At 56.4% G+C, this 18,601-nt stretch carries 18 protein-coding genes; 12 read left to right on the forward strand and 6 right to left on the reverse strand.

Annotated elements, in window-relative coordinates; translation table 11 throughout:
- Positions 1–58: 58 nt before the first annotated feature.
- Positions 59–568 (forward strand): DUF892 family protein, encoded by a 510-nt coding sequence (locus tag GC165_02340; protein MBI1331697.1) that lies wholly within the window; start codon positions 59–61, stop codon positions 566–568.
- A 67-nt stretch (positions 569–635) separates the two neighbouring features.
- On the opposite strand, the gene GC165_02345 is transcribed toward GC165_02340, so the two are convergent.
- The 5 genes from GC165_02345 to GC165_02365 all read right to left on the reverse strand — a co-directional run bounded on the left by GC165_02345 (position 636) and on the right by GC165_02365 (position 4,390).
- Entirely contained in the window at positions 636–1,232 is a 597-nt protein-coding gene (locus GC165_02345) for a hypothetical protein (protein ID MBI1331698.1), read from the reverse strand.
- A 392-nt stretch (positions 1,233–1,624) separates the two neighbouring features.
- Complete coding sequence (locus GC165_02350; GenBank protein MBI1331699.1) at positions 1,625–2,182, reverse strand: prepilin-type N-terminal cleavage/methylation domain-containing protein; 558 nt, start codon at positions 2,180–2,182, stop codon at positions 1,625–1,627.
- Positions 2,179–2,709: a hypothetical protein gene (locus GC165_02355; protein ID MBI1331700.1), complete on the reverse strand. Its 531-nt coding sequence runs from the start codon at positions 2,707–2,709 to the stop codon at positions 2,179–2,181. The genes GC165_02350 and GC165_02355 overlap by 4 nt, the downstream gene beginning before the upstream one ends.
- 227 nt (positions 2,710–2,936) lie before the next feature.
- Complete coding sequence (locus GC165_02360; GenBank protein ID MBI1331701.1) at positions 2,937–3,878, reverse strand: EamA family transporter; 942 nt, start codon at positions 3,876–3,878, stop codon at positions 2,937–2,939.
- A 47-nt stretch (positions 3,879–3,925) separates the two neighbouring features.
- Positions 3,926–4,390 (reverse strand): DUF1579 domain-containing protein, encoded by a 465-nt coding sequence (locus GC165_02365; GenBank protein ID MBI1331702.1) that lies wholly within the window; start codon positions 4,388–4,390, stop codon positions 3,926–3,928.
- 71 nt (positions 4,391–4,461) lie between these two features.
- Between GC165_02365 and GC165_02370 the strand changes: the two genes are divergently transcribed.
- From GC165_02370 to GC165_02400, 7 genes are all read left to right on the forward strand, one after another.
- The gene (locus GC165_02370) at positions 4,462–4,971 is read left to right on the forward strand and encodes a sigma-70 family RNA polymerase sigma factor (protein MBI1331703.1); all 510 of its coding nucleotides are present in this window, start codon (positions 4,462–4,464) and stop codon (positions 4,969–4,971) included.
- Between the two features lie 34 nt (positions 4,972–5,005).
- Positions 5,006–5,791 carry a TSUP family transporter gene (locus GC165_02375; GenBank protein ID MBI1331704.1) on the forward strand — a complete coding sequence of 262 codons (786 nt, stop codon included), beginning with the start codon at positions 5,006–5,008 and terminating at the stop codon, positions 5,789–5,791.
- The gene (locus tag GC165_02380; GenBank protein ID MBI1331705.1) at positions 5,791–6,342 is read left to right on the forward strand and encodes a DUF2892 domain-containing protein; all 552 of its coding nucleotides are present in this window, start codon (positions 5,791–5,793) and stop codon (positions 6,340–6,342) included. Before GC165_02375 ends, GC165_02380 begins: the two co-directional genes overlap by 1 nt.
- A 15-nt stretch (positions 6,343–6,357) precedes the next feature.
- On the forward strand, positions 6,358–7,728 hold the full coding sequence (locus GC165_02385; GenBank protein MBI1331706.1) for an MBL fold metallo-hydrolase: 1,371 nt from the start codon (positions 6,358–6,360) through the stop codon (positions 7,726–7,728).
- Between the two features lie 160 nt (positions 7,729–7,888).
- Positions 7,889–8,053 (forward strand): DUF1328 domain-containing protein, encoded by a 165-nt coding sequence (locus tag GC165_02390; protein ID MBI1331707.1) that lies wholly within the window; start codon positions 7,889–7,891, stop codon positions 8,051–8,053.
- Between the two features lie 155 nt (positions 8,054–8,208).
- The gene (gene purE, locus GC165_02395; protein MBI1331708.1) at positions 8,209–8,694 is read left to right on the forward strand and encodes a 5-(carboxyamino)imidazole ribonucleotide mutase; all 486 of its coding nucleotides are present in this window, start codon (positions 8,209–8,211) and stop codon (positions 8,692–8,694) included.
- Complete coding sequence (locus GC165_02400) at positions 8,691–9,698, forward strand: hypothetical protein (protein ID MBI1331709.1); 1,008 nt, start codon at positions 8,691–8,693, stop codon at positions 9,696–9,698. The genes purE and GC165_02400 overlap by 4 nt, the downstream gene beginning before the upstream one ends.
- Before the next feature lie 547 nt (positions 9,699–10,245).
- On the opposite strand, the gene GC165_02405 is transcribed toward GC165_02400, so the two are convergent.
- On the reverse strand, positions 10,246–12,747 hold the full coding sequence (locus GC165_02405; protein MBI1331710.1) for a prolyl oligopeptidase family serine peptidase: 2,502 nt from the start codon (positions 12,745–12,747) through the stop codon (positions 10,246–10,248).
- Between the two features lie 144 nt (positions 12,748–12,891).
- On the opposite strand from GC165_02405, the gene acnA reads away from it, so the two are divergent.
- The 4 genes from acnA to GC165_02425 all read left to right on the forward strand — a co-directional run bounded on the left by acnA (position 12,892) and on the right by GC165_02425 (position 18,364).
- Entirely contained in the window at positions 12,892–15,612 is a 2,721-nt protein-coding gene (gene acnA, locus GC165_02410) for an aconitate hydratase AcnA (protein ID MBI1331711.1), read from the forward strand.
- 104 nt (positions 15,613–15,716) lie between these two features.
- The gene (locus tag GC165_02415) at positions 15,717–16,184 is read left to right on the forward strand and encodes a hypothetical protein (protein ID MBI1331712.1); all 468 of its coding nucleotides are present in this window, start codon (positions 15,717–15,719) and stop codon (positions 16,182–16,184) included.
- 570 nt (positions 16,185–16,754) lie between these two features.
- Positions 16,755–17,213, forward strand: coding sequence for a hypothetical protein (locus GC165_02420; GenBank protein MBI1331713.1), 459 nt, complete (start codon positions 16,755–16,757; stop codon positions 17,211–17,213).
- A gap of 77 nt (positions 17,214–17,290) precedes the next feature.
- Positions 17,291–18,364, forward strand: coding sequence for a hypothetical protein (locus GC165_02425; GenBank protein MBI1331714.1), 1,074 nt, complete (start codon positions 17,291–17,293; stop codon positions 18,362–18,364).
- Positions 18,365–18,601 lie beyond the last annotated feature (237 nt).

Genomic DNA, 18,601 nt, shown 5'->3' on the forward strand with positions numbered 1-18,601 from the left:
GGGCAAGTCGAAGACGCCCTGAATAGTACGGACGATCAATCGTCCAGGAGACCTTGAAATGCATGCGATTCAAGACATGAATTCCCTTTACGTAGAGAGCATTCGGGACCTCTACAACGCCGAAAACCAACTCGTGCGCGCCCTTCCAAAGATGGAGGATGCCGCAACCGACCCCCACCTGAAAGAAGGTTTCCGCAACCATCTGCACGAAACCCGAAATCAAATGACAAGGCTCGAATCGATCTGTCGCGACCTTGGCGTCCGTCCGGGAGGTCACGTTTGTCGGGCAATGGACGGGCTAATCCGAGAATGTGACGAACTCATCGACACCGTCACCGAGCCTTCGGTCCTTGACGCCGGTCTCGTGGGTGCGGCCCAGAAGGTCGAACACTACGAAATATCTGGCTATGGAACCGCGCGCGAGTTCGCTCGCCTCCTCGGTTACAACGAGCATATTGGCATGCTCCAAGAGACCCTCGACGAGGAATCGTCAACCGACTCGAAGCTAACCCAGATCGCCGAAAACTATGTCAATCGGCAGGCGGCAACGACCGCCGGATCGCGTTAGCCTCAACCCCCCGAGCCCCGTTTGCCCCGGGGCTCACCCAGATCACATTAGACGCAACGATAATAATCTATCGGTGCCGCTTCATTTTGTCCACCCTTCCTTGGGCCCAGCTAGACACATCCTCAATGGAGACAAACTGATCGTCTTTGCCCAACGCCATACCTTTAACGCCCATTTCACTTAGATCGTGCGCCATCGCTGGAGCCATTTGCGCGAGCCGAATCGTGACATCGTATTTTGAGACACCTTGTGCACCCAATCCAGCTTTGTGCATGATCATGGTATGAAGCCACGGGGATAGGACCTTTTTATGAGTCATCTGATCGTCAAGGCATGTACCCAAAAAGCGGCGTGTTTGGGCTGGGGCCGAATAAGTGAACGCCGCTACTGAAAGGGAGGGCGAAGTATCAGCGCCTTCAGACGATATGCCAACGAGGTGTGTCTGATCCCCCAAAAAATAGGAGCGAACTCTTAGGATATTTGACGTGTCAATGCCAGATTGCAATTGCTCTTCTCGAGGAATCGTTGAAAGAACCTTCGAAGGATCATTAGAGAATAATCGGTCACCAATATCACTGCTCAAGCTTGGCTTATGACGGATCAGGACAACGAGTAGTGAGATAACCGATAGAGATGCAATTGAAATGATGAGAGTTCGTTTCATGATAGGGCTTGAAGGTCCACCAAAATTGGCGGACCGATGATGCGTTAGTAGCAACCTGCGCCTGAATCGCAGTTGTAACCGACGTAGGGTCCCCACGAAAGGGCATAGTTTCGGTACCTTCCTGTGCCACCGGCGGCACATTGCCATTCTTCTACCGAATAGTCGGCACACGATGTAGTTGACGAATTTTCGGAACAACACTCGGGATCAATGGTCTTGATCTTTGTGCCGTAAACGCTACAGGCCAAGAGAGCTTGGCAGTTGTTATAGTTGTGGCCAGCAACAATAGGGGCCGAGATATAGGGGGCCGCCATAGCATATCCCGCCAATAATCCCCCCACAATCGATAGGATTAGATGTTTCTTTTTCATGTTGGTACTAATTTTGGGGCATTACTCACCCCAAAAGCGAGGAGTATTTGGGTTGCCTGTGTTGATCTTTGTCAGAAGGCTACCACCTAAGGAAACCGCTAGGCCACGATGCATAGCGTATATATCATTGGTTTCGGTTCCAGGGAAATCGCAGTTCGTGTCGTAAACTAGCGGAATATTCTGTCCGAGATTCTGTAGTCCTTTCAACCAAGTATCTTCGTCATAGGGTCGGTATGTAAGCCACCAAACCGTCGGGACTCCATCATGAATCCTCTCTCCGCAAGGGCTGTTCTTGCTTGAAGGAGGCAGAGAACGGACTGCGAAGTCAAGGGAATTAGTTGCGGACAAACACGGCAACCCCATTTGGCAAGGCATTCCTTCGGTCACGGAAGCATCTTGGTCAGCCTGGTAAAGCGAAATAGCAATATAGTGTTGATGAAGATTTTGTCCGGCCGCACTTACTTTTGAACTGATCATAGCTGACTTGAAGACCGGATATGAAATAGCAGAAATTACGGATACGATGCTTAAGCATACGAGTAGCTCTACGAGAGTCATCCCCTTGTGGATAAGTCTCATTTTGATCCTCCAAAACCATTTATGGGAATAGCACCTATCAGATGTTCTGTAACGATACCCTTGGAATTCACTAAAAACAGTTGTGGCGACGCGAAAAGTAGATTGGGTGTATTGCTTGCGTCTGAGGCAAAATATGAAGGTGTAATATCGGCCTTAGCGAAGTCACGAAATGAAGACAAGTCAATACTGGAAGGAGCCAAGAGAAGTTTCGCGTAGCCATATTCTCTGGATACTTTCGACAAATGATGAAGGTCAACTTTGTTGCAAGCTGAGCAACCTGTTGAGTAAAGAATAGCCAAACCATTACTTTGTTTCAAAAGGTCTTGCATCTGAGGGGACAATGAAAGCCGCTTGTTGACGATGTTTGGCATCTTTGTAGCTAACGCCGGAGTGGATATACATTGGTCGGTGTTACATCCGCTCCATACACGTCGAGAAATAAGCGCCCCAATGGGCAGAAGCGATACAAATGCAATAATACAGATAACCCCAAGTGCATCGGAAAAGCCTCGACTCTCGTACTTCATGACGTCATTATACAATGATGGATACAAAAGTGGTGATATTTGTATCACATCCTATGAAAAACTTGATGCAATTATGAATTCAGGCCGAAATGCCGGTCATCAAACATAATAATGGGACAATGCTTTAGAGAAATCACGTTAAGGAATTAGCCTCAGCCTTATACTGATTTTCGAAGAAGTGGTGCGAGTGTGGGCGATGGGTCGTTTGGTAAATTGTCAGGCGATGATTAGAGTCGCGCCTTTAATTGGCCCACCAGCGTTGGCTCTTGTTCGATGCTCTTCGTCGCCTGGATCGCTTGCAGGCAAGCCAGAAGCAGAACGAGTCCGACCCATTGCCCGATCTGAAGCGTCGAAGGACTGCTGATCAGCCCCAAAACAAGAGCGGTGACCGGAAAGGCTAGCTCGGCCAAGGCGGCTAAGGACGCCGGTGTTCGCTTAAGGCCCAAATAATACAGTGTCATCCCCAACGCGTCGGGCAGGAGGACGATCAGCGCGATCGGCCACAAACCGTCCACCGAGACATGCGCCCCTGCCGGGGCCGGAACCCCGAAGTTCGCCAGCACGAGGAACGGCAATGCGATGATGAATCGCCAGCCCGCCATGACCGGCGGAGAAAGGTCCTTGATCGCGGCTCGGCCGACGACCGTACAGGTCCCCCAGATCGTCGCCGCGCCAAGTGCAAGCAAAATCGAAGCAAGCTGAGGCGACTCAAACGCCGATTCAATCCCGGCAAACCCAAATGCCAGCAGGTACGTCGCCACCAAAGCCAAGACAAACAGAGGCCAAAACAACGGCTTGCGCTTCTCCTTCAGCGCCACTCCCGCCAGCGCGACGGCCACGACTGGTTGCACCTTCTGAAGCAGGATCGTCAGGAGTGGCGATCCCAAACGGTACGCCTCGGTCAGCATGATGGTGGCGAGCGCCGAGCCGAAGACGGCAATGAAAAGGATTCCAAGCCAATTCTTGAACGAGAGCCCCGTCCATTCTGCCCTTCTTAGAGCGAGAAACGGGATGAAGATGATGGCCAGAGCAAGGTGCTCGAAGAGGACGATCTGGATCGAAGAGATTCCCGCCGCATGCGCCTTCGGCCGCAAGACCAAATCCGACGCCCACAACATGGCCGCCAGCGAGACGAGCGGCCACCCAGTTCGTCTCGCATCGGAATCCATCTTCTTCAATTATGAATCAGGACCTATCGTGAGGGGCAGAGTAAAGATCAAACCCGCCGATAGATCGCTTCGACCGCCCATTCTCTCTGCCCCGACGGTTCGATATTCACCATCCGTAGAACCAAATTCCCGTCCTCCGAAGTCAACTCGATCTCCCACCCGAATGGCTCCGAATCCTCCCAAGTGTAGTGCCCAAGGCACGTGACCTTGGCGTCCGAAACCATGCCCGTTAGGTGCAGAACGCTCGAATTCTGGTGCCAAGAATCGCTCCATCCCATCGACGCCGTCCCCTTCTCCCCGTCGCAGGTGAGAAGAATGAACCCGCTCTGCGCCTCGCCTTCATATGTCCACGAATAGTCGATCTTGGCGTAAGCCTCGCTCGTTCCCAACGTCAATTCCAGCGTGGACTCGCAAGACAGCAATCGCGGATTCTCTGGTGGCCACGGCAGATTCAATCGCGACGAACCGTTCCACATTCCCACCAACGGCTGAACAAAACTTGGAAGCGACATGTCAGCACTATACTCCGACCCCAGTTGCTGCCTCCAAACATCGGCAAGATTTAACTCAAGCCGGGGGTATCTTGTCGATTGTGGATTCCACGCGGTTCGAGAAACTGGTGAATGAGCACAAGGACGCCGTCTACCGGCAGATGGTACGCGTCTGCAACCACCGCGAAGACGCTGAAGACGCTCTCGCGACTGCTCTCATGCAGGCGTTTCGAGCTTACGACAAGCTCGAATCCGATGAAGCATTCCGAACCTGGCTCGCCACCATCGGCCGACGCGTCTGCTCACGAATGCGCTCTCATTCTGGCATCCAAACCGCCTTCGAATACGCCGAGGAGCACGACTTGGTCGCTGACAATAAGTCCGAATTCGAGCTCGCCGTCCTCAAAGGGTGCGTGAAGGACGCCGTCAACGAACTCCCCGAGATCTACAAGGACATCTACCAAAAGTGCGAGATTGAGGAAAAAACCGTTATTGAAGCCGCCGAGGAACTGGGAATCACCCACAACGCCGCCAAATCCCGCCTGCTAAGGGCCCGGGTCATCGTTCGCGAGAAGCTCGACCAGTCCGTCTGCGCCGCCTGAATCGAAACCGACGAAACACGTCTCTTATCCAATAATGGGTTGGCTCGCAACACTTTTCATGGGATTCGTTCTCGGTCTCCTCGGCGGAGGCGGAGGAATCCTCACCGTACCAATTCTCGTCGGCTTTTTCGGCCTTACCGCCACTGAAGCGACCGGCAGTTCGCTCTTCGTGGTCGGCCTCACCAGCACCATCGGCGCGGGCATGGGCGTCGCCAAAAAGCAGACCGAAGTCGGACCCGCCATTCTCCTCGCGATTCCGTCGATGATCGGCGCGTTAGCGTCCCGGCGGTTCCTGGTGCCCATGATTCCCAATCCCATCCTGGGTGTCACCAAAGATCAATTTCTGCTCGGCGCGTTCTCGGTCCTCATGATCGTCGTGGGTATCCGCATGTTCATGAAGAAGAAGGAAGGTCACGAGCCCAAACACAACCCGATCCTCGTGGTCATCTACGGTCTGATGATCGGCGTCCTCAGCGGCACGCTAGGCGCAGGTGGCGGCTTCCTCATCCTGCCCGTCCTCACCCTCCTGCTGGGTGTCGAAATGGAAAAAGCCATCCCAACCTCGCTCCTTGTCATCTGCATCCAGTCTCTCGGTGGCTTTTTGGGCGAACTCGGCAAGCCCATCGATTGGAAGCTCCTGCTGTCCATCGCGTTCGTCGCGCTCTTCGGTATGGGCATCGGCCTCACGCTTCGCGAGCGCGCCCCGCGCAAGACCCTCCAGCTTGCCTTCGCCTACATGGTTTTCGCCGTCGCGGCCTGGATGATCTTTCGCACGGTTTCCATGAATCATTCCCCCGCCGGAGTGGCTCTCCATAGGTAATGATGAACAAATCCATCAACGTAAAGGAGCTTAACGACATGATTCAAAGTCGAGAGCCGATTCAACTCGTCGATGTCCGATCGCCGGGAGAATATGCCTCGGGCCACGTGCCCCACGCGATCAACATTCCGTTGGAACAGTTGGAGGCTCGCTTCGGCGACTTCACCACCGGCCAGGTCGCCGTGCTGTGCCAAAGTGGCCGACGGGCGGGAATGGCTTGCGAAATCCTTGAGAGCCACCACGATGGACTTCTGCTCGTCGAAGGCGGAACTCAGGCCTGGATGGATGCCGGCCTTCCGACCGTCTGCTCGGTTTCGAACAAGTGGTCGTTGGAGCGTCAAGTCCGCCTTGGCGCGGGCCTCATGGTCCTCGTCGGCACCATTCTCGCAACCCTCGGCTACTCCGCGTGGATCTATCTCGCGATGTTCGTTGGCGCCGGCCTCACCTTCGCTGGCCTCACCAACATTTGCGGAATGGCTCTGCTTCTGGCAAAACTGCCATGGAATCGTCCCTCGCGAAAGCCCCTACAACCCACCCAAAAGTCATACTAACAACAAAAGGACACCATGATTATTCGAAATTTCTACGATGAAAAGCTGGCCCAGGCGAGTTATCTGGTCGGCTGTGCGGCGACCGGCGAAGCGATCGTGATCGACCCGCTCCGCGACATCGAGCAATATATCGCGATGGCTAATGCGCAGAACCTGCGCATCACTGCCGTCACCGAAACGCATATCCACGCCGACTTTCTCTCCGGCACCCGCGAACTCTCGGCCGCGACTGGCGCAACCATGTACCTCAGCGACGAAGGCGACGACCTCTGGAAGTACGCCTTTGCCGACGACCCCAAGGCAGTCCTCATGAAGGATGGCTTTGTCATCAAAGTCGGCAATCTGACCCTGAAGGCCATCCATACGCCCGGTCATACCCCGGAGCACATGTCCTATCTCCTCACCGACCATCCGGCGGGCGAGACGCCGCACTCTTTCTTCACCGGCGACTTCGTCTTCATCGGCGATGTCGGACGTCCCGACCTCCTTGAGCGAGCCGCGAACTTCGTGGGCACCATGGAGAAGGGCGCACGGGTCCTATACGGTTCGTTGCAAAAGATCAAAGACCTGCCCGACTCCCTGCTGGTTTGGCCCGCCCACGGTGCCGGATCGGCGTGCGGAAAGTCGCTTGGTGGCAGTCCGGTTTCCTCGCTCGGCTACGAGCGAAAGACCAACTGGGCCTTCCAAATCAATAGCGAAGAGAAGTTCGTCGACGAAGTCCTCAGCGGCCAGCCCGAGCCTCCTTACTACTTCAAAGAGATGAAGCGGCTCAACAAGATCGGCCCGACTGTCCTCGGCTCCATGCCGAACGTACCCGCCAAGCAGGTCGCCGAAGGTCCACTCATCGACGTACGCAGCGCGGCTACCGTGCGCGGCAACTACTACCAAGGTTCCCTCGCCATCCCCAGCGGCAAAGGCCTCACCAACTGGGCCGGTTGGTTGCTCAAGTACGACGAACCGGTCACGCTGATTGCCGATTCCCAAGCGCAAGCTAACCAAGCTGCCCGCGACATGGCCACGATCGGCCTCGACGTTGTCGCCGGATGGATCGACCCAGTCGATCTCGATGCGTCGAAGTTTGCGCCGTTCGAAGAAACCACTTGCCAATCGCTCGATGGAACCGAAATCGTGCTCGACGTCCGCGGCATCAACGAGTGGCGCAACGGCCACGTCAACAGTTCAATGCACATTCCGCTTGGCTACCTTCGCGAGCGGCTGAACGAGTTGCCGCGCGATCGCAAGATCGTCGTCCACTGTGCCTCTGGCGGACGCTCGCCCATCGGCGTCTCTATCCTCAAGCAGGCCGGGTTCGAGCATGTCGCCGAAATCGCCGGTGGCATCACCGATATCACGCTCCGCTGTCCCACGTCCGTGGTTACCGCGTAGCGCTCCTCGGAACCTCTCCAAAAGGGCCGGATAACCTCCGGCCCTCCCTTTTTGTCGCATTTGGGACCTTGGTCCATTTCCGAACGCCCACTGCGTGTATCGGCGTGGAAGGTATTGTCGCCCACCAAAAGTCGGCGGCAATTTGCAAAGGAGAGTTCAAATGCTACATTACGCAGTCGTGTTTTTCATCATCGCGGTCATCGCGGCGATCTTCGGCTTTGGCGGCATCGCCGGTGCTGCGACCTCCATGGCGCAGCTTCTATTCGTGATCTTCTTGATCGGATTCGTGATCTCGCTTCTTCTCGGCCGACGCCGAACCATCTAAGTGGTGCAACCCTACTTACCCTCTCCTAATTTTCATCAGGAAATTGGGAGAGGGTGGCTCCTGACTTAAGTCAGGAGCCGGGTGAGGGTTATCCGCTAGAGCCCAAGGGATCCCCATGATTTTTCGGACACCTCGTAGGTTAAACTCACATCCATATGAAAGTTGGCGTGATCATGGGAAGCAAGAGCGACTGGCCGACCATGGTCGCCGCCGTCGAAATCCTCGACGAGTTCGGCATTGAGAACGAATCAGAGGTCGTTTCCGCCCACCGCACGCCCGAGCGCATGGTCGAATACGCCAAAACCGCTCGTGACCGAGGCATCTCGGTCATCATCGCCGGTGCGGGCGGCGCGGCCCACCTTCCTGGCATGATCGCCAGTCTCACCACGCTCCCCGTCATCGGCGTTCCCGTGCAGTCCAAAGCCCTCAGCGGCGTGGACTCCCTCTACTCCATCGTCCAAATGCCCGCCGGAATCCCCGTCGCGACCGTCGCCATCGGCAACGCCAAAAACGCCGGACTCCTCGCCATCCAAATCCTGGGCGCGACCGACCCCAAAATCGCCGAAAAGCTCGAAAAGTATCGCGAGGACCTGAAGTCAGACGTCCATCAAATGAACCAAGAACTCAAAGGTGAGATATGATCGCAACGTTAGCCATCGCCCTCTGCCAACCCCAACTCGCCAACTATCGCCTGATCGGCCGCTTTTGGCCAGAAGACGGAAGCTACACCTGCGAGTGGCCCGGCTCGGCTGTGCAATTTGCCACGGAATCCTCGAAAGTAACGGTTCATCTAAAGGCTTCGACCCCGAACGACCGTTGGCAGGTCCAGGTCGACGGCAAGCCCACCGAGGTTCTCAAACTCGACCCCAAGCTGGAGGACTACACGATCAATCTCCCCTCGTCGTCCAAGCATCTGGTAACCCTCGTCCGCCGCACCGAGTGCTTCTCGGGCGAGACCACTTGGAAGGGCGTCGATAACAACAACGTTCCCGCCCCGCACGGCCCAAGTCGTAAGATCGAGATCATAGGCGACTCAATTTCCGCTGGCTACGGCGTTGATGGCAAGAACCACGACGAACATTACAGTTTCGACACCGCCAATGCCTACCTCGCCTATGGCTGGGTAGCGGCCCGCATGGTCAAAGCCGACTGCACCATTGTCGCCTGGTCTGGCCGCAAAATGTGGCCAGACAATACCATTCCGTCCATCTACGACTACGTCTTGCCCAACGCCAAGAAGGGCATGACCGACCACCCCGACGACACCTCGACTCAAGCCGTTTTGATCAATTTGGCTACCAACGACTTTGGCCCAGGCATCCCCGACAAGACTAAATGGTGTGGCGCTTATGTCGATTTCACGCGCAAGGTCCGCTCTCGCTTCCCCAAGGCGCACATCTACCTCGCTACCGGAAGCATGATGACCGACACTTGGCCACCCAACGCCAAACACCTGACGACGCTTAAGGAATACCTCGACTCGATCAAAGCGACGCTCAATGACTCCAAGGTGCACCGAATCGATTTCGATCCCCAAAATGAACAAGTCGACGGCATCGGCGCTGACTGGCATCCGAACCAAAACACCCAAAGAAAGATGGGTGAACGCTTCGCCGCCGCGCTGAAGAAAGACTTGGGCTGGTAGGGCAAACTCCGCAACCCAATCCCAAATTCCGACCCACCAAGATGCCCCGTGAGGGTCCGAGTAATCCCTTGCTTGAGGCGAGAAGCTCGACTAGCGCTACATTCCCATCTCACATCTCCGATCTGCCGACAAACAAGGATGCCCCTTGGGGAAGGGCCCGGTGAGGAACGAACCGGGGCATTGCCTTAAGCCAGAGCCTCAAGCCGAAACCCTCAAACTCGAATCCAAAAACCTAATCCTCTACTTCGCCCGAGGCTCAACTCAATACGCCGACAAACAAGGATGCCCCTTGGAGAAGGGGCCGGTGAACAACGTGAACCGGGGGATAGCCTTAGGCCGGAGCCTCAAGCCTAAATCCCGAAGCCCGAACCCTAAAACCCATTTCTCTACTTCGCCCGAGGCTCAACTCAATACGCCGACAAACAAGGATGCCCCTTGGAGAAGGGAGGGTCCACGGAGTGGAGGGTGAACAACGTGAACCGGGGGATAGCCTTAAGCCGGAGCCTCAAGCCGAAACCCTCAAACTCGAATCCAAAAACCTAATCCTCTACTTCGCCCGAGGCTCAACACCCAACAAATTCTTCACCATAAAGTCCCAGAACCGCCGCCGCGCATACGGGCTTCCGACCGCCCCGTGCCCGTTGTTCATCACCGGCACGAACTCGAAGTCCTTGCCTGCCTTCTCCAACGCATCGATGACCTGATACGTGCTCGCCGGATCAACGTTCGTATCTTCCTCGCCAACCATCATCAACAATTTGCCTGTCAGGTTCTTCGCCAGCGTCCGGCCCGACTGCGCTTCGTATTCCGGCCCGATCGGCCAGCCCATCCACTGCTCGTTCCACCACAGCTTGTCCATCCGGTTGTCGTAGCATCCGCAGTCTGTCATCGCCGCCTTGTAAAATTCGCCGTGCGTCAGTATCGCGTCCAGCGCATTCTGGCCACCCGCCGACGTCCCATAGATGCCAACTCGGGTTAGATCCATCTGCGTCCACTTCTTTGCCGCCGCCTGCATCCACAGAATTCGGTCCGGCAGTCCCGCGTCCACCAGGTTCTTATAACAAACATCATGGAAGGCTTTACCGCGGTTATTGGTTCCCATTCCGTCTATGCGAACCACGATGAATCCCAGCTCGGCAACTGCCATTCCACCGGCGTACGTGTGGAACGTTTTCGGCACGAACGAGCCTTGCGGACCCGCGTAGATGTCCTCAATCACCGGATATTTCTTGCTCGGATCGAAGTTTGTCGGAAGGTACACGAGCCCCCAGATATCCGTCTTGCCGTCTCGCGCCTTCGCCACAAACCGTTGAGGAATCTTAAAGCCCGCCTTTGTCAGCGCTGAAATATCAGCCTGCTCGACATCGACCAATTTCTTGCCTGTCGAGGCATCTCGAACCTCAAAGGTCGGTGCCAGATCGACCCGCGAATACGTGTCGAAAATCACCCGATGATCTGGCGAAAACTCGACCGAGTGCGTCCCATCCGCCGCCGTCAAACGCACAAATCCCGTTCCGTCGAAGTTCACTCGGCAGAAGTGCAGATGATAGGGGTCCTCGCCCGCCGTCTGCCCGCTCGCCATGAACCAAATCACCTTCTTGTCGGTGTCCACCTCCACCACTTGCCGCATCACCCAATCGCCCTTCGTAATCGGCGTCGTGGTTCCGCTATCCAGATCGGCCATGTACAGTTGGCTCCAGCCCGATCGTTCGCTTTGCCAGATCGCATGGTGATGGTCTGGTAGGATTTGGTAAAAGGTCTTGTTCGTCCAGTCGATGAACGTCTTGGCTTCTTCCGTCGCTAAAGCCCGTGCCTTGCCTGATGCCGCATTGACCCCCACAAGCCGCATCACTTGGTGTCCACGTTGGTTGTACCGAAACACGAACTCGTCGTTCGTCAGCCAATCCTCGCCGTCCACGTCGTACGGATTGTTGTACAGATCCTCGGCGACCGGCGTCAGCTTGGCTGCCGCCACATCCAAAATCCGAAGGTGCGGTTTCGCCATCCGGTCGCCCGGCTTCAGATACTGCTGAGTCATCAGCCGAGGCTGAAATTGGTCCTTCGGCGTCGTCACCACGATGTTCAGCGGGTGAGACTCCTCCGGCTCGGTTTGGTAAAGAGCCGCATGCTTCGAGTCCGGCGACCACCAAACCCGTCCGCCGTACGCATTCGACTTGCTTCCGTCGGTCGAAAGCGGCTTCTCCTCGTTCGAGTCGGCATTCACCAGGTACGCGTTACTGTCCCGAAACACGACTCGCCACTTGCCGTCCGGCGACTCCCCACCTCGCTGTCGGCGCGGCGTAAACGGCACGCGCTTTCCGTCCAAAATCGCAACTCCCGCCTTTGCCTCCGCTCCGTAAATCGCCAATCGCGTGCCGTCCGGTTTCGAAACCAACCACAGGTGGCCCACAAACGTATTGCTTTCCCAGTCTCCGCCCGCCTCTAGCCGCTTGTACTCAACCGCGCGTCCTTCCGACAGCCACGAGATCACCAAGGTCTCATTCGACTGGTTCAAGAATCGAATCGAAGTCTGATCCCCGCCCCCATCGATGCGTGGCGGTTGCTCCGGCGGATACGCCTTCAACCCGCCCGCTTTGATGTCCAGCGGCGCCTCCTTAAACTCGTACGTCTTCAGGTCGATTTGGTAGGTCTTCTGCCCAATCTGGACATCAAGCTTGTTCATATCGGGCGAAAAGTCGAGCCGTGTGAACGGCAGTTGGTCCGCCGCGACCGTCCGACCCGTGATCTTCGAAACCACCCCCGCCACTTTCGCATGGTCGAAAGCCGGAGCCTTTTTGCCCGAGAGCGGATCGACGAGCAGGAACGTCTTCCCACCCCCTTCCTCCTGGCGAACATACCAAAACTTGCTGGTATTGCCTATCCAAGTCGGCGAAATCCTCTCGTTTCGAACCAATCCCCGGAACTGCTCGCGAAAGCCGTTCGCCCGGTCATAGTCCGCCTGCGTCCCCTGGCCAAGCGCGAGGGACGACCCCAACAAAAATACGGGCATCGTTAAAAGGATCAAGCTTGAACGATTCATGAATCCCATTACACCACAGCCACTTTCTCTCTGGCTACGCAGAGCCCTATTTCTAATGGCCTTCGCGGGTATGCTCAACTCAAACAACGGATTCCGTCTGATCAGCCCGAGCACCCATCCTAGTGGTCAGAGGGTTTCCGGTCGAAGGAACCAATGATTAACAGTTTCGATACGAAGAAAACGCTCGAATCCGGCGGCAAATCCTACACCTACTATTCGCTCAAAGCCCTCGAAATGAAGGGCTTTCGTATTAGTAGGCTTCCGTACTCCCTTCGAATCCTGCTCGAAAACCTCCTCCGATCGGAAGACAACAAGTCCGTCTTTAGGCAGGACATCGAGGCAATGGCCTCTTGGAACGCCAAGGCCGAACCCAGCAAAGAGATTTCCTTCACTCCCGCGCGGGTCATCCTCCAGGACTTTACCGGCGTCCCCTGCGTGGTCGATCTCGCCGCCATGCGCGATGCCATGTCCAACCTCGGCGGTGATCCCAAAAAGATCAACCCGCTCCAGCCGGTCGAGCTGGTCATCGACCACTCCGTACAGGTCGACGCCTATGGTGCCGAGGCCGCCTTGCTCATCAATCGGGACCTTGAGTTCGAACGTAACCAAGAGCGATACGAATTCCTCAAGTGGGGCCAAAAGGCGCTGGCCAACTTCCGCGTCGTCCCGCCCAACACTGGCATCGTCCACCAGGTCAACCTCGAAAACCTGGCCCGCGTAACCTTTGTCAATCCCGAAAACGTCGCCTACCCGGATACCCTCGTCGGCACCGATAGCCACACCACCATGATCAACGGCCTGGGCGTCCTCGGCTGGGGTGTCGGCGGAATCGAGGCCGAAGCCGCCATGCTCGGCCAGCCCGTCACCATGCTCATCCCGCAGGTCATCGGCTTCAAGCTCACCGGCAAGCTTTCCGAGGGCGCAACCGCCACCGACCTCGTTCTGACCGTCACCGAAATGCTCCGCAAGAAGGGCGTCGTCGGTAAGTTCGTTGAGTACTTCGGCCCGGGCCTCGCCTCCATGCCGCTCGCCGACCGCGCCACCATCGCCAACATGGCCCCCGAATACGGCGCAACCTGTGGCATCTTCCCGGTCGACGCCGAATCGCTCCGCTACATGCGCCTCACCGGCCGTACCGAAGAGCAGATCACCCTCACCGAGGCTTACTACAAGGCGCAGGGCCTCTTCTGGGAGCCTGGTCAAGCCGACCCCGAGTTCACCGACGTCCTCGAACTTGACCTCGGATCCGTTCAGCCGAGCGTCGCTGGTCCGAAGCGTCCGCAGGATCGCCTCCTCCTCAACCAGATTCGAGACAACTTCAACACGACTTTCAAGGATCAACTCGCCCCCGAGCCGGCCAAGAGCTTTGCTGGTGGTGTCGCCGTCCTCGAAGCCCCGACGGAGACCGAGAAGAAGGCGAACGCCGCCGTGGATGACGTCCACAACGGCGCGGTCGTCCTCGCCGCCATCACGTCGTGTACCAACACCTCCAACCCGTCCGTGCTCCTCGCCGCCGGTTTGGTTGCCAAGAAGGCGGTCGAGAAGGGCTTAATGACGAAGCCATGGGTGAAGACTTCGCTCGCTCCGGGTTCGCGCGTCGCGGGTGACATCTACACTCAGGCGGGCCTCATGCCTTACATGGAAGCCCTCAACTTCTTTATCGTCGGCTACGGCTGTACGACCTGTATTGGCAACTCCGGCCCGCTTCCTGCCGCCATCAGCAAGAAGGTCAACGACGATAATCTCGTCGTTTGCTCCGTCCTCTCCGGCAACCGAAACTTCGAGGGCCGCATCGGACCGGACATCAAAGCCAACTATCTGATGTCGCCCCCGCTCGTCGTTGCCTACGCCCTTGCGGGAACCGTCAACATCGACCTCTACAATGATCCGCTCGGTAACGACAAGGATGGCAACCCGGTCTTCCTCAAAGACATCTGGCCGACGCAAGCCGAAGTCGCCGAGGCTGTCGCTGGAGCCGTCAATACCGGCCTCTTCGACCGCCACTATGCCGACGTCTTCAAGGGCGACGAAAAGTGGCAAGCAATCAGCGTCACCGGAGCCGACCGGTTTAGCTGGGACGAAGCCTCGACCTACATCAAAAACCCGCCCTACTTCGAAGGCATGTCCGCCGAAGCGCCAACCACCGTCCCCGACCTCCACGAAATGAAGGTTATCGCCCTCCTCGGCGACTCGGTGACCACCGACCACATCTCACCGGCCGGTTCGATCAAGGCCAACTCCCCCGGCGGTCAGTTCCTGATCGATCGCGGCGTCGATCCCAAGATGTTCAACAGCTACGGCTCCCGTCGAGGCAACGATGACGTCATGGTTCGTGGCACTTTCGCCAATATCCGTCTCCGCAACCAGCTCGCACCTGGCACTGAGGGTGGCTACACGACCTATCTTCCGACCGGCGAAGTCGAGTTCATCTACGATGCCGCTATGAAGTACAAAGCGTCGGGCACGCCGCTCCTCGTCATCGCAGGCAAGGAATACGGAACCGGTTCCAGCCGTGACTGGGCAGCCAAAGGCACCTTCATGCTCGGCATCAAGGCCGTCCTCGCCGAGTCCTTCGAGCGCATCCACCGCTCCAACCTCGTCGGCATGGGCGTCCTGCCGCTGGAGTTCACCGATGGCCAAAGCGCCGCCAGCCTCGGCCTCGACGGTCACGAGACTTACGACCTCGAAAACCTCGCTCAATCCGTCGCTAGCGAGTTCAAAGATGGCAAAACCCTCACCCTCAAGGCGACCAGCAAAGATGGCTCCACAAAGAGCATTAAGGTCAAGGTTCGCATCGATACGCCGCAGGAAGTTCAGTACTATGTCAATGGTGGAATCCTGCAGTTTGTCCTCCGCCAACTGCTGAACAGCTAACAAGAAGGGACGTCCGAGCCAATCGGGCGCCCCTTTTACTAAATTCTTGTTCCCCTTAAACCCTCAAAGGTTCTAAAATCAAAGTTCTAGCGAGGTTTAGTGGGATGAACTACTTTGTAATTGGAAACGACGGGCAGAAGTACGGACCTGCCGACATAGCGACCCTGAATCAATGGGCGCAGGAAGGTCGACTCACTCCGACCACCATGCTTGAGGATGCCGCCACCGGCCAGCAGACCATGGCATCCCAGATGCCTGGAATCAGTTTTCCGGTCGCCGCGCCCGGAGCGCCGTCCTATGGCCCAACCTATCAAGCTGGCAACTTCACGCCTGGCGGCATGATGGACGATGGCAGCGGCGACATCACGAAGGTCTGGATTTTCTCGGTACTCGCCATCATCCCTTGTTGTCCCCTTATCTTCGGTATTCTCGCCATCGTTTTTGCCAGTAATGCTCAAAAGAAAGGGCACCCTCAGGGCCAGACGGCCATGATCATTGCGGTGGTTGCGCTAATAGTCGGTATTGGCATAACTACCGGAGTTAATCTGTTCGGTTTTCGCGGTTTCCGGTAAGGTGTTTGTGCCCTCTCTGAATGATCGAATGGCTAAGAGGGGGAAATTCCTTTATCAAGAATCTCAAGGCAAATGCAGTACTACCTAGTCGACCCATCTGGACAAAGATATGGCCCTGCCGACTTGGCAACCCTTAACCAATGGGCTCAGACCAATAGGTTGCTTCCCACGTCTATCCTTATCCATGCCGCAACGGGCCAGCAAGTCGCGGCATCCCAAGTCCCAGGTCTGTACTTTCCGATGCAGGGTGGCAATCCAGGCCCACATCAGCCATATCAAACCTACCCTCGCGCCGATGTTGCATCGGCTGGGCAGGGCGAACTGACTGCCGCGTGGGTCCTTGGCGGAATAGGCCTTCCCATATCGCTCTTCTTCGGTCTTTGTTGCCCTATCATATCGGCCCTGAACGTCTTTTCAATTCTCGGAATCATTCTCGCCCACCGTTCCAAGCAACTAGGCAATTTGAGAACGTCAGGTGCGATGTGGCTTTCGATCGTGGGAGTCGCAATTGGTCCAATTGCGACCGTAGTGATCCTCGCCTTAGCGGCCGCCACACCAAACAATTAGCCAATGCAATTCTACGTCGTCGACGAATCCGGACAACGATACGGTCCTGCCGACTTCATGACACTGAACCAGTGGGCCCAACAGGGGCGCATCCTTCCCCACACCGTCCTCGAAGAAGTCGGAACCGGTCGCCAAACAACCGCCGCTCAACTCCAGGGCCTTACTATCCCCAACGAAAACGCCTACCGGTCGCCCTACCAAACCAGCCCTAACGTCTACCCCCGCATCGTCGAATCCCAAGCCGACAAGCTGGCTGGATGGGCCAAAGCCCTCGGAATTTGCGGGCTACTATGCTGCCCCATCTTTTCGGTCATCGGAATCTTCGTCGGCATTGCCGCCCATACCCAGGGTTCAACCAAGGCCCGGGGACCCATCATCCTCTGCGTCGTCACCCTTCTCATTTCCATCCTCGGTTTTGTGCTTTACCAAGTAGCCGTCCAAAGCCTGATGAATTCCATGTAGCCGATCCGTCACGAACGCAATTCGATCATTACTTTAGTCAAACCCGAATCGGCTTCAATCCGGTTAAATAACCGTATATGTTTCTTCCTCTGACGTTAGGGGCCATCCTTTCTGCGCCAATTCAGCACCAACAGATCTCTCCCGGCAAGCCGATGAGCCAGTGGCCGATTTCCAAAGTCGTTCCCCTCAACCCACAGGAAAAGCACTTCAAGAAGCTCGTCCAGCTCACGTTTGGCGGTCAAAACGCCGAAGCCTATTGGAGCCTCGACGGCAAAAAGCTCACTTACCAAACCCTTCAGCCCGAGTATCCCGACGAGCAAATCTTCACGATGAACATCGACGGAAGTCACAAAAAGCTCATCTCGACCGGCAAGGGCCGCTGCACCTGTAGCTACTTCTCGCCCGACGGTCGCTACGTCTATTTCAGCTCCACCCACGAAAAGAACGAGGGCCCGCAAAAAGCCGTAGACCACAGCAAAGGCTACGTCTGGATGGTCAATCCTGACTTCAACATGTACCGCCGCAATCTCCGCACTAACAAGCTGGAGACCGTCTACCAAACCGACGGCTACGTCGCCGAAACCACCATCGACCCCAAGGGCAAATACCTCACGTTCACGAGCGACAAGGACGGAGACCTCGAAATCTACCGCTCCGATATGAACGGCAAAAACGTCAAGCGCCTCACCTATCACCCCGGCTACGACGGCGGACCTTTCGTGAGTTGGGACGGCAAAAAGATCGTCTACCGCCGCGACGTCATCTCAACCCCCGACGAGCTCGCCGACTATCAATCGCTCCTCAAAGACCATCTCGTCCGCCCCACCAAGTTGGAAATCTGGATCATGACCGCGGACGGCAAATACAACCACCAAGTCACCAACCTTGGCGGCGCATCCTTCGCCCCGTTCCTCATGCCCGATGGCAAGCGAATCATATTCTGCTCAAACTTCGAAGACCCCAAGGGACGCGAGTTCGATCTCTACATGATCAACACCGACGGCACCCACCTGGAGCGAGTGACCTACACCGGCGATTTCGACGGCTTCCCGATGCTCACCAAAGATGGCAAGAAATTGGTCTTCTGCTCGAACCGATACGGCTCAGTCCCCCACGAAACCAACATCTTCGTCGCCGACTGGAAAGACTGAAGGTTAATGACGTCGAAAGACCGATCCCAAAGGGATTGAGACCTAATTTCCTCTCCTCCTAGGAGAGGACGTTGCCGCGACGAAGGAGCTTGTCGTTGGACCCCGCCGAAGGGAATTAGAGCAAAGCGGAGCCGGGGCACCAGGTGCGGTAGAGAATGAAGATGCTCCACCATCGCACTCAAATCGACCAAATCATAGTGACGTCCAAAGACCGATCCCGGAGGGTCGCAGACCATA

The sequence above is a fragment of the Armatimonadota bacterium genome (genome assembly GCA_016125185.1).
Classification (GTDB): Bacteria; Armatimonadota; Fimbriimonadia; order Fimbriimonadales; family Fimbriimonadaceae; genus Fimbriimonas.

Excerpts from the sequence above, each read along its gene's own strand:
- GC165_02360 (MBI1331701.1), bottom strand. The coding sequence starts at position 3,878 with ATGGATTCCGATGCGAGACGAACTGGGTGGCCGCTCGTCTCGCTGGCG.
- GC165_02340 (MBI1331697.1), top strand. The coding sequence starts at position 59 with ATGCATGCGATTCAAGACATGAATTCCCTTTACGTAGAGAGCATTCGG.
- GC165_02380 (MBI1331705.1), top strand. The coding sequence starts at position 5,791 with ATGATGAACAAATCCATCAACGTAAAGGAGCTTAACGACATGATTCAA.
- purE (MBI1331708.1), top strand. The coding sequence starts at position 8,209 with ATGAAAGTTGGCGTGATCATGGGAAGCAAGAGCGACTGGCCGACCATG.
- GC165_02385 (MBI1331706.1), top strand. The coding sequence starts at position 6,358 with ATGATTATTCGAAATTTCTACGATGAAAAGCTGGCCCAGGCGAGTTAT.
- GC165_02425 (MBI1331714.1), top strand. The coding sequence starts at position 17,291 with ATGTTTCTTCCTCTGACGTTAGGGGCCATCCTTTCTGCGCCAATTCAG.
- GC165_02400 (MBI1331709.1), top strand. The coding sequence starts at position 8,691 with ATGATCGCAACGTTAGCCATCGCCCTCTGCCAACCCCAACTCGCCAAC.
- acnA (MBI1331711.1), top strand. The coding sequence starts at position 12,892 with ATGATTAACAGTTTCGATACGAAGAAAACGCTCGAATCCGGCGGCAAA.
- GC165_02345 (MBI1331698.1), bottom strand. The coding sequence starts at position 1,232 with ATGAAACGAACTCTCATCATTTCAATTGCATCTCTATCGGTTATCTCA.
- GC165_02420 (MBI1331713.1), top strand. The coding sequence starts at position 16,755 with ATGCAATTCTACGTCGTCGACGAATCCGGACAACGATACGGTCCTGCC.
- GC165_02415 (MBI1331712.1), top strand. The coding sequence starts at position 15,717 with ATGAACTACTTTGTAATTGGAAACGACGGGCAGAAGTACGGACCTGCC.
- GC165_02355 (MBI1331700.1), bottom strand. The coding sequence starts at position 2,709 with ATGAAGTACGAGAGTCGAGGCTTTTCCGATGCACTTGGGGTTATCTGT.
- GC165_02365 (MBI1331702.1), bottom strand. The coding sequence starts at position 4,390 with ATGTCGCTTCCAAGTTTTGTTCAGCCGTTGGTGGGAATGTGGAACGGT.
- GC165_02390 (MBI1331707.1), top strand. The coding sequence starts at position 7,889 with ATGCTACATTACGCAGTCGTGTTTTTCATCATCGCGGTCATCGCGGCG.
- GC165_02405 (MBI1331710.1), bottom strand. The coding sequence starts at position 12,747 with ATGGGATTCATGAATCGTTCAAGCTTGATCCTTTTAACGATGCCCGTA.
- GC165_02350 (MBI1331699.1), bottom strand. The coding sequence starts at position 2,182 with ATGAGACTTATCCACAAGGGGATGACTCTCGTAGAGCTACTCGTATGC.
- GC165_02375 (MBI1331704.1), top strand. The coding sequence starts at position 5,006 with ATGGGTTGGCTCGCAACACTTTTCATGGGATTCGTTCTCGGTCTCCTC.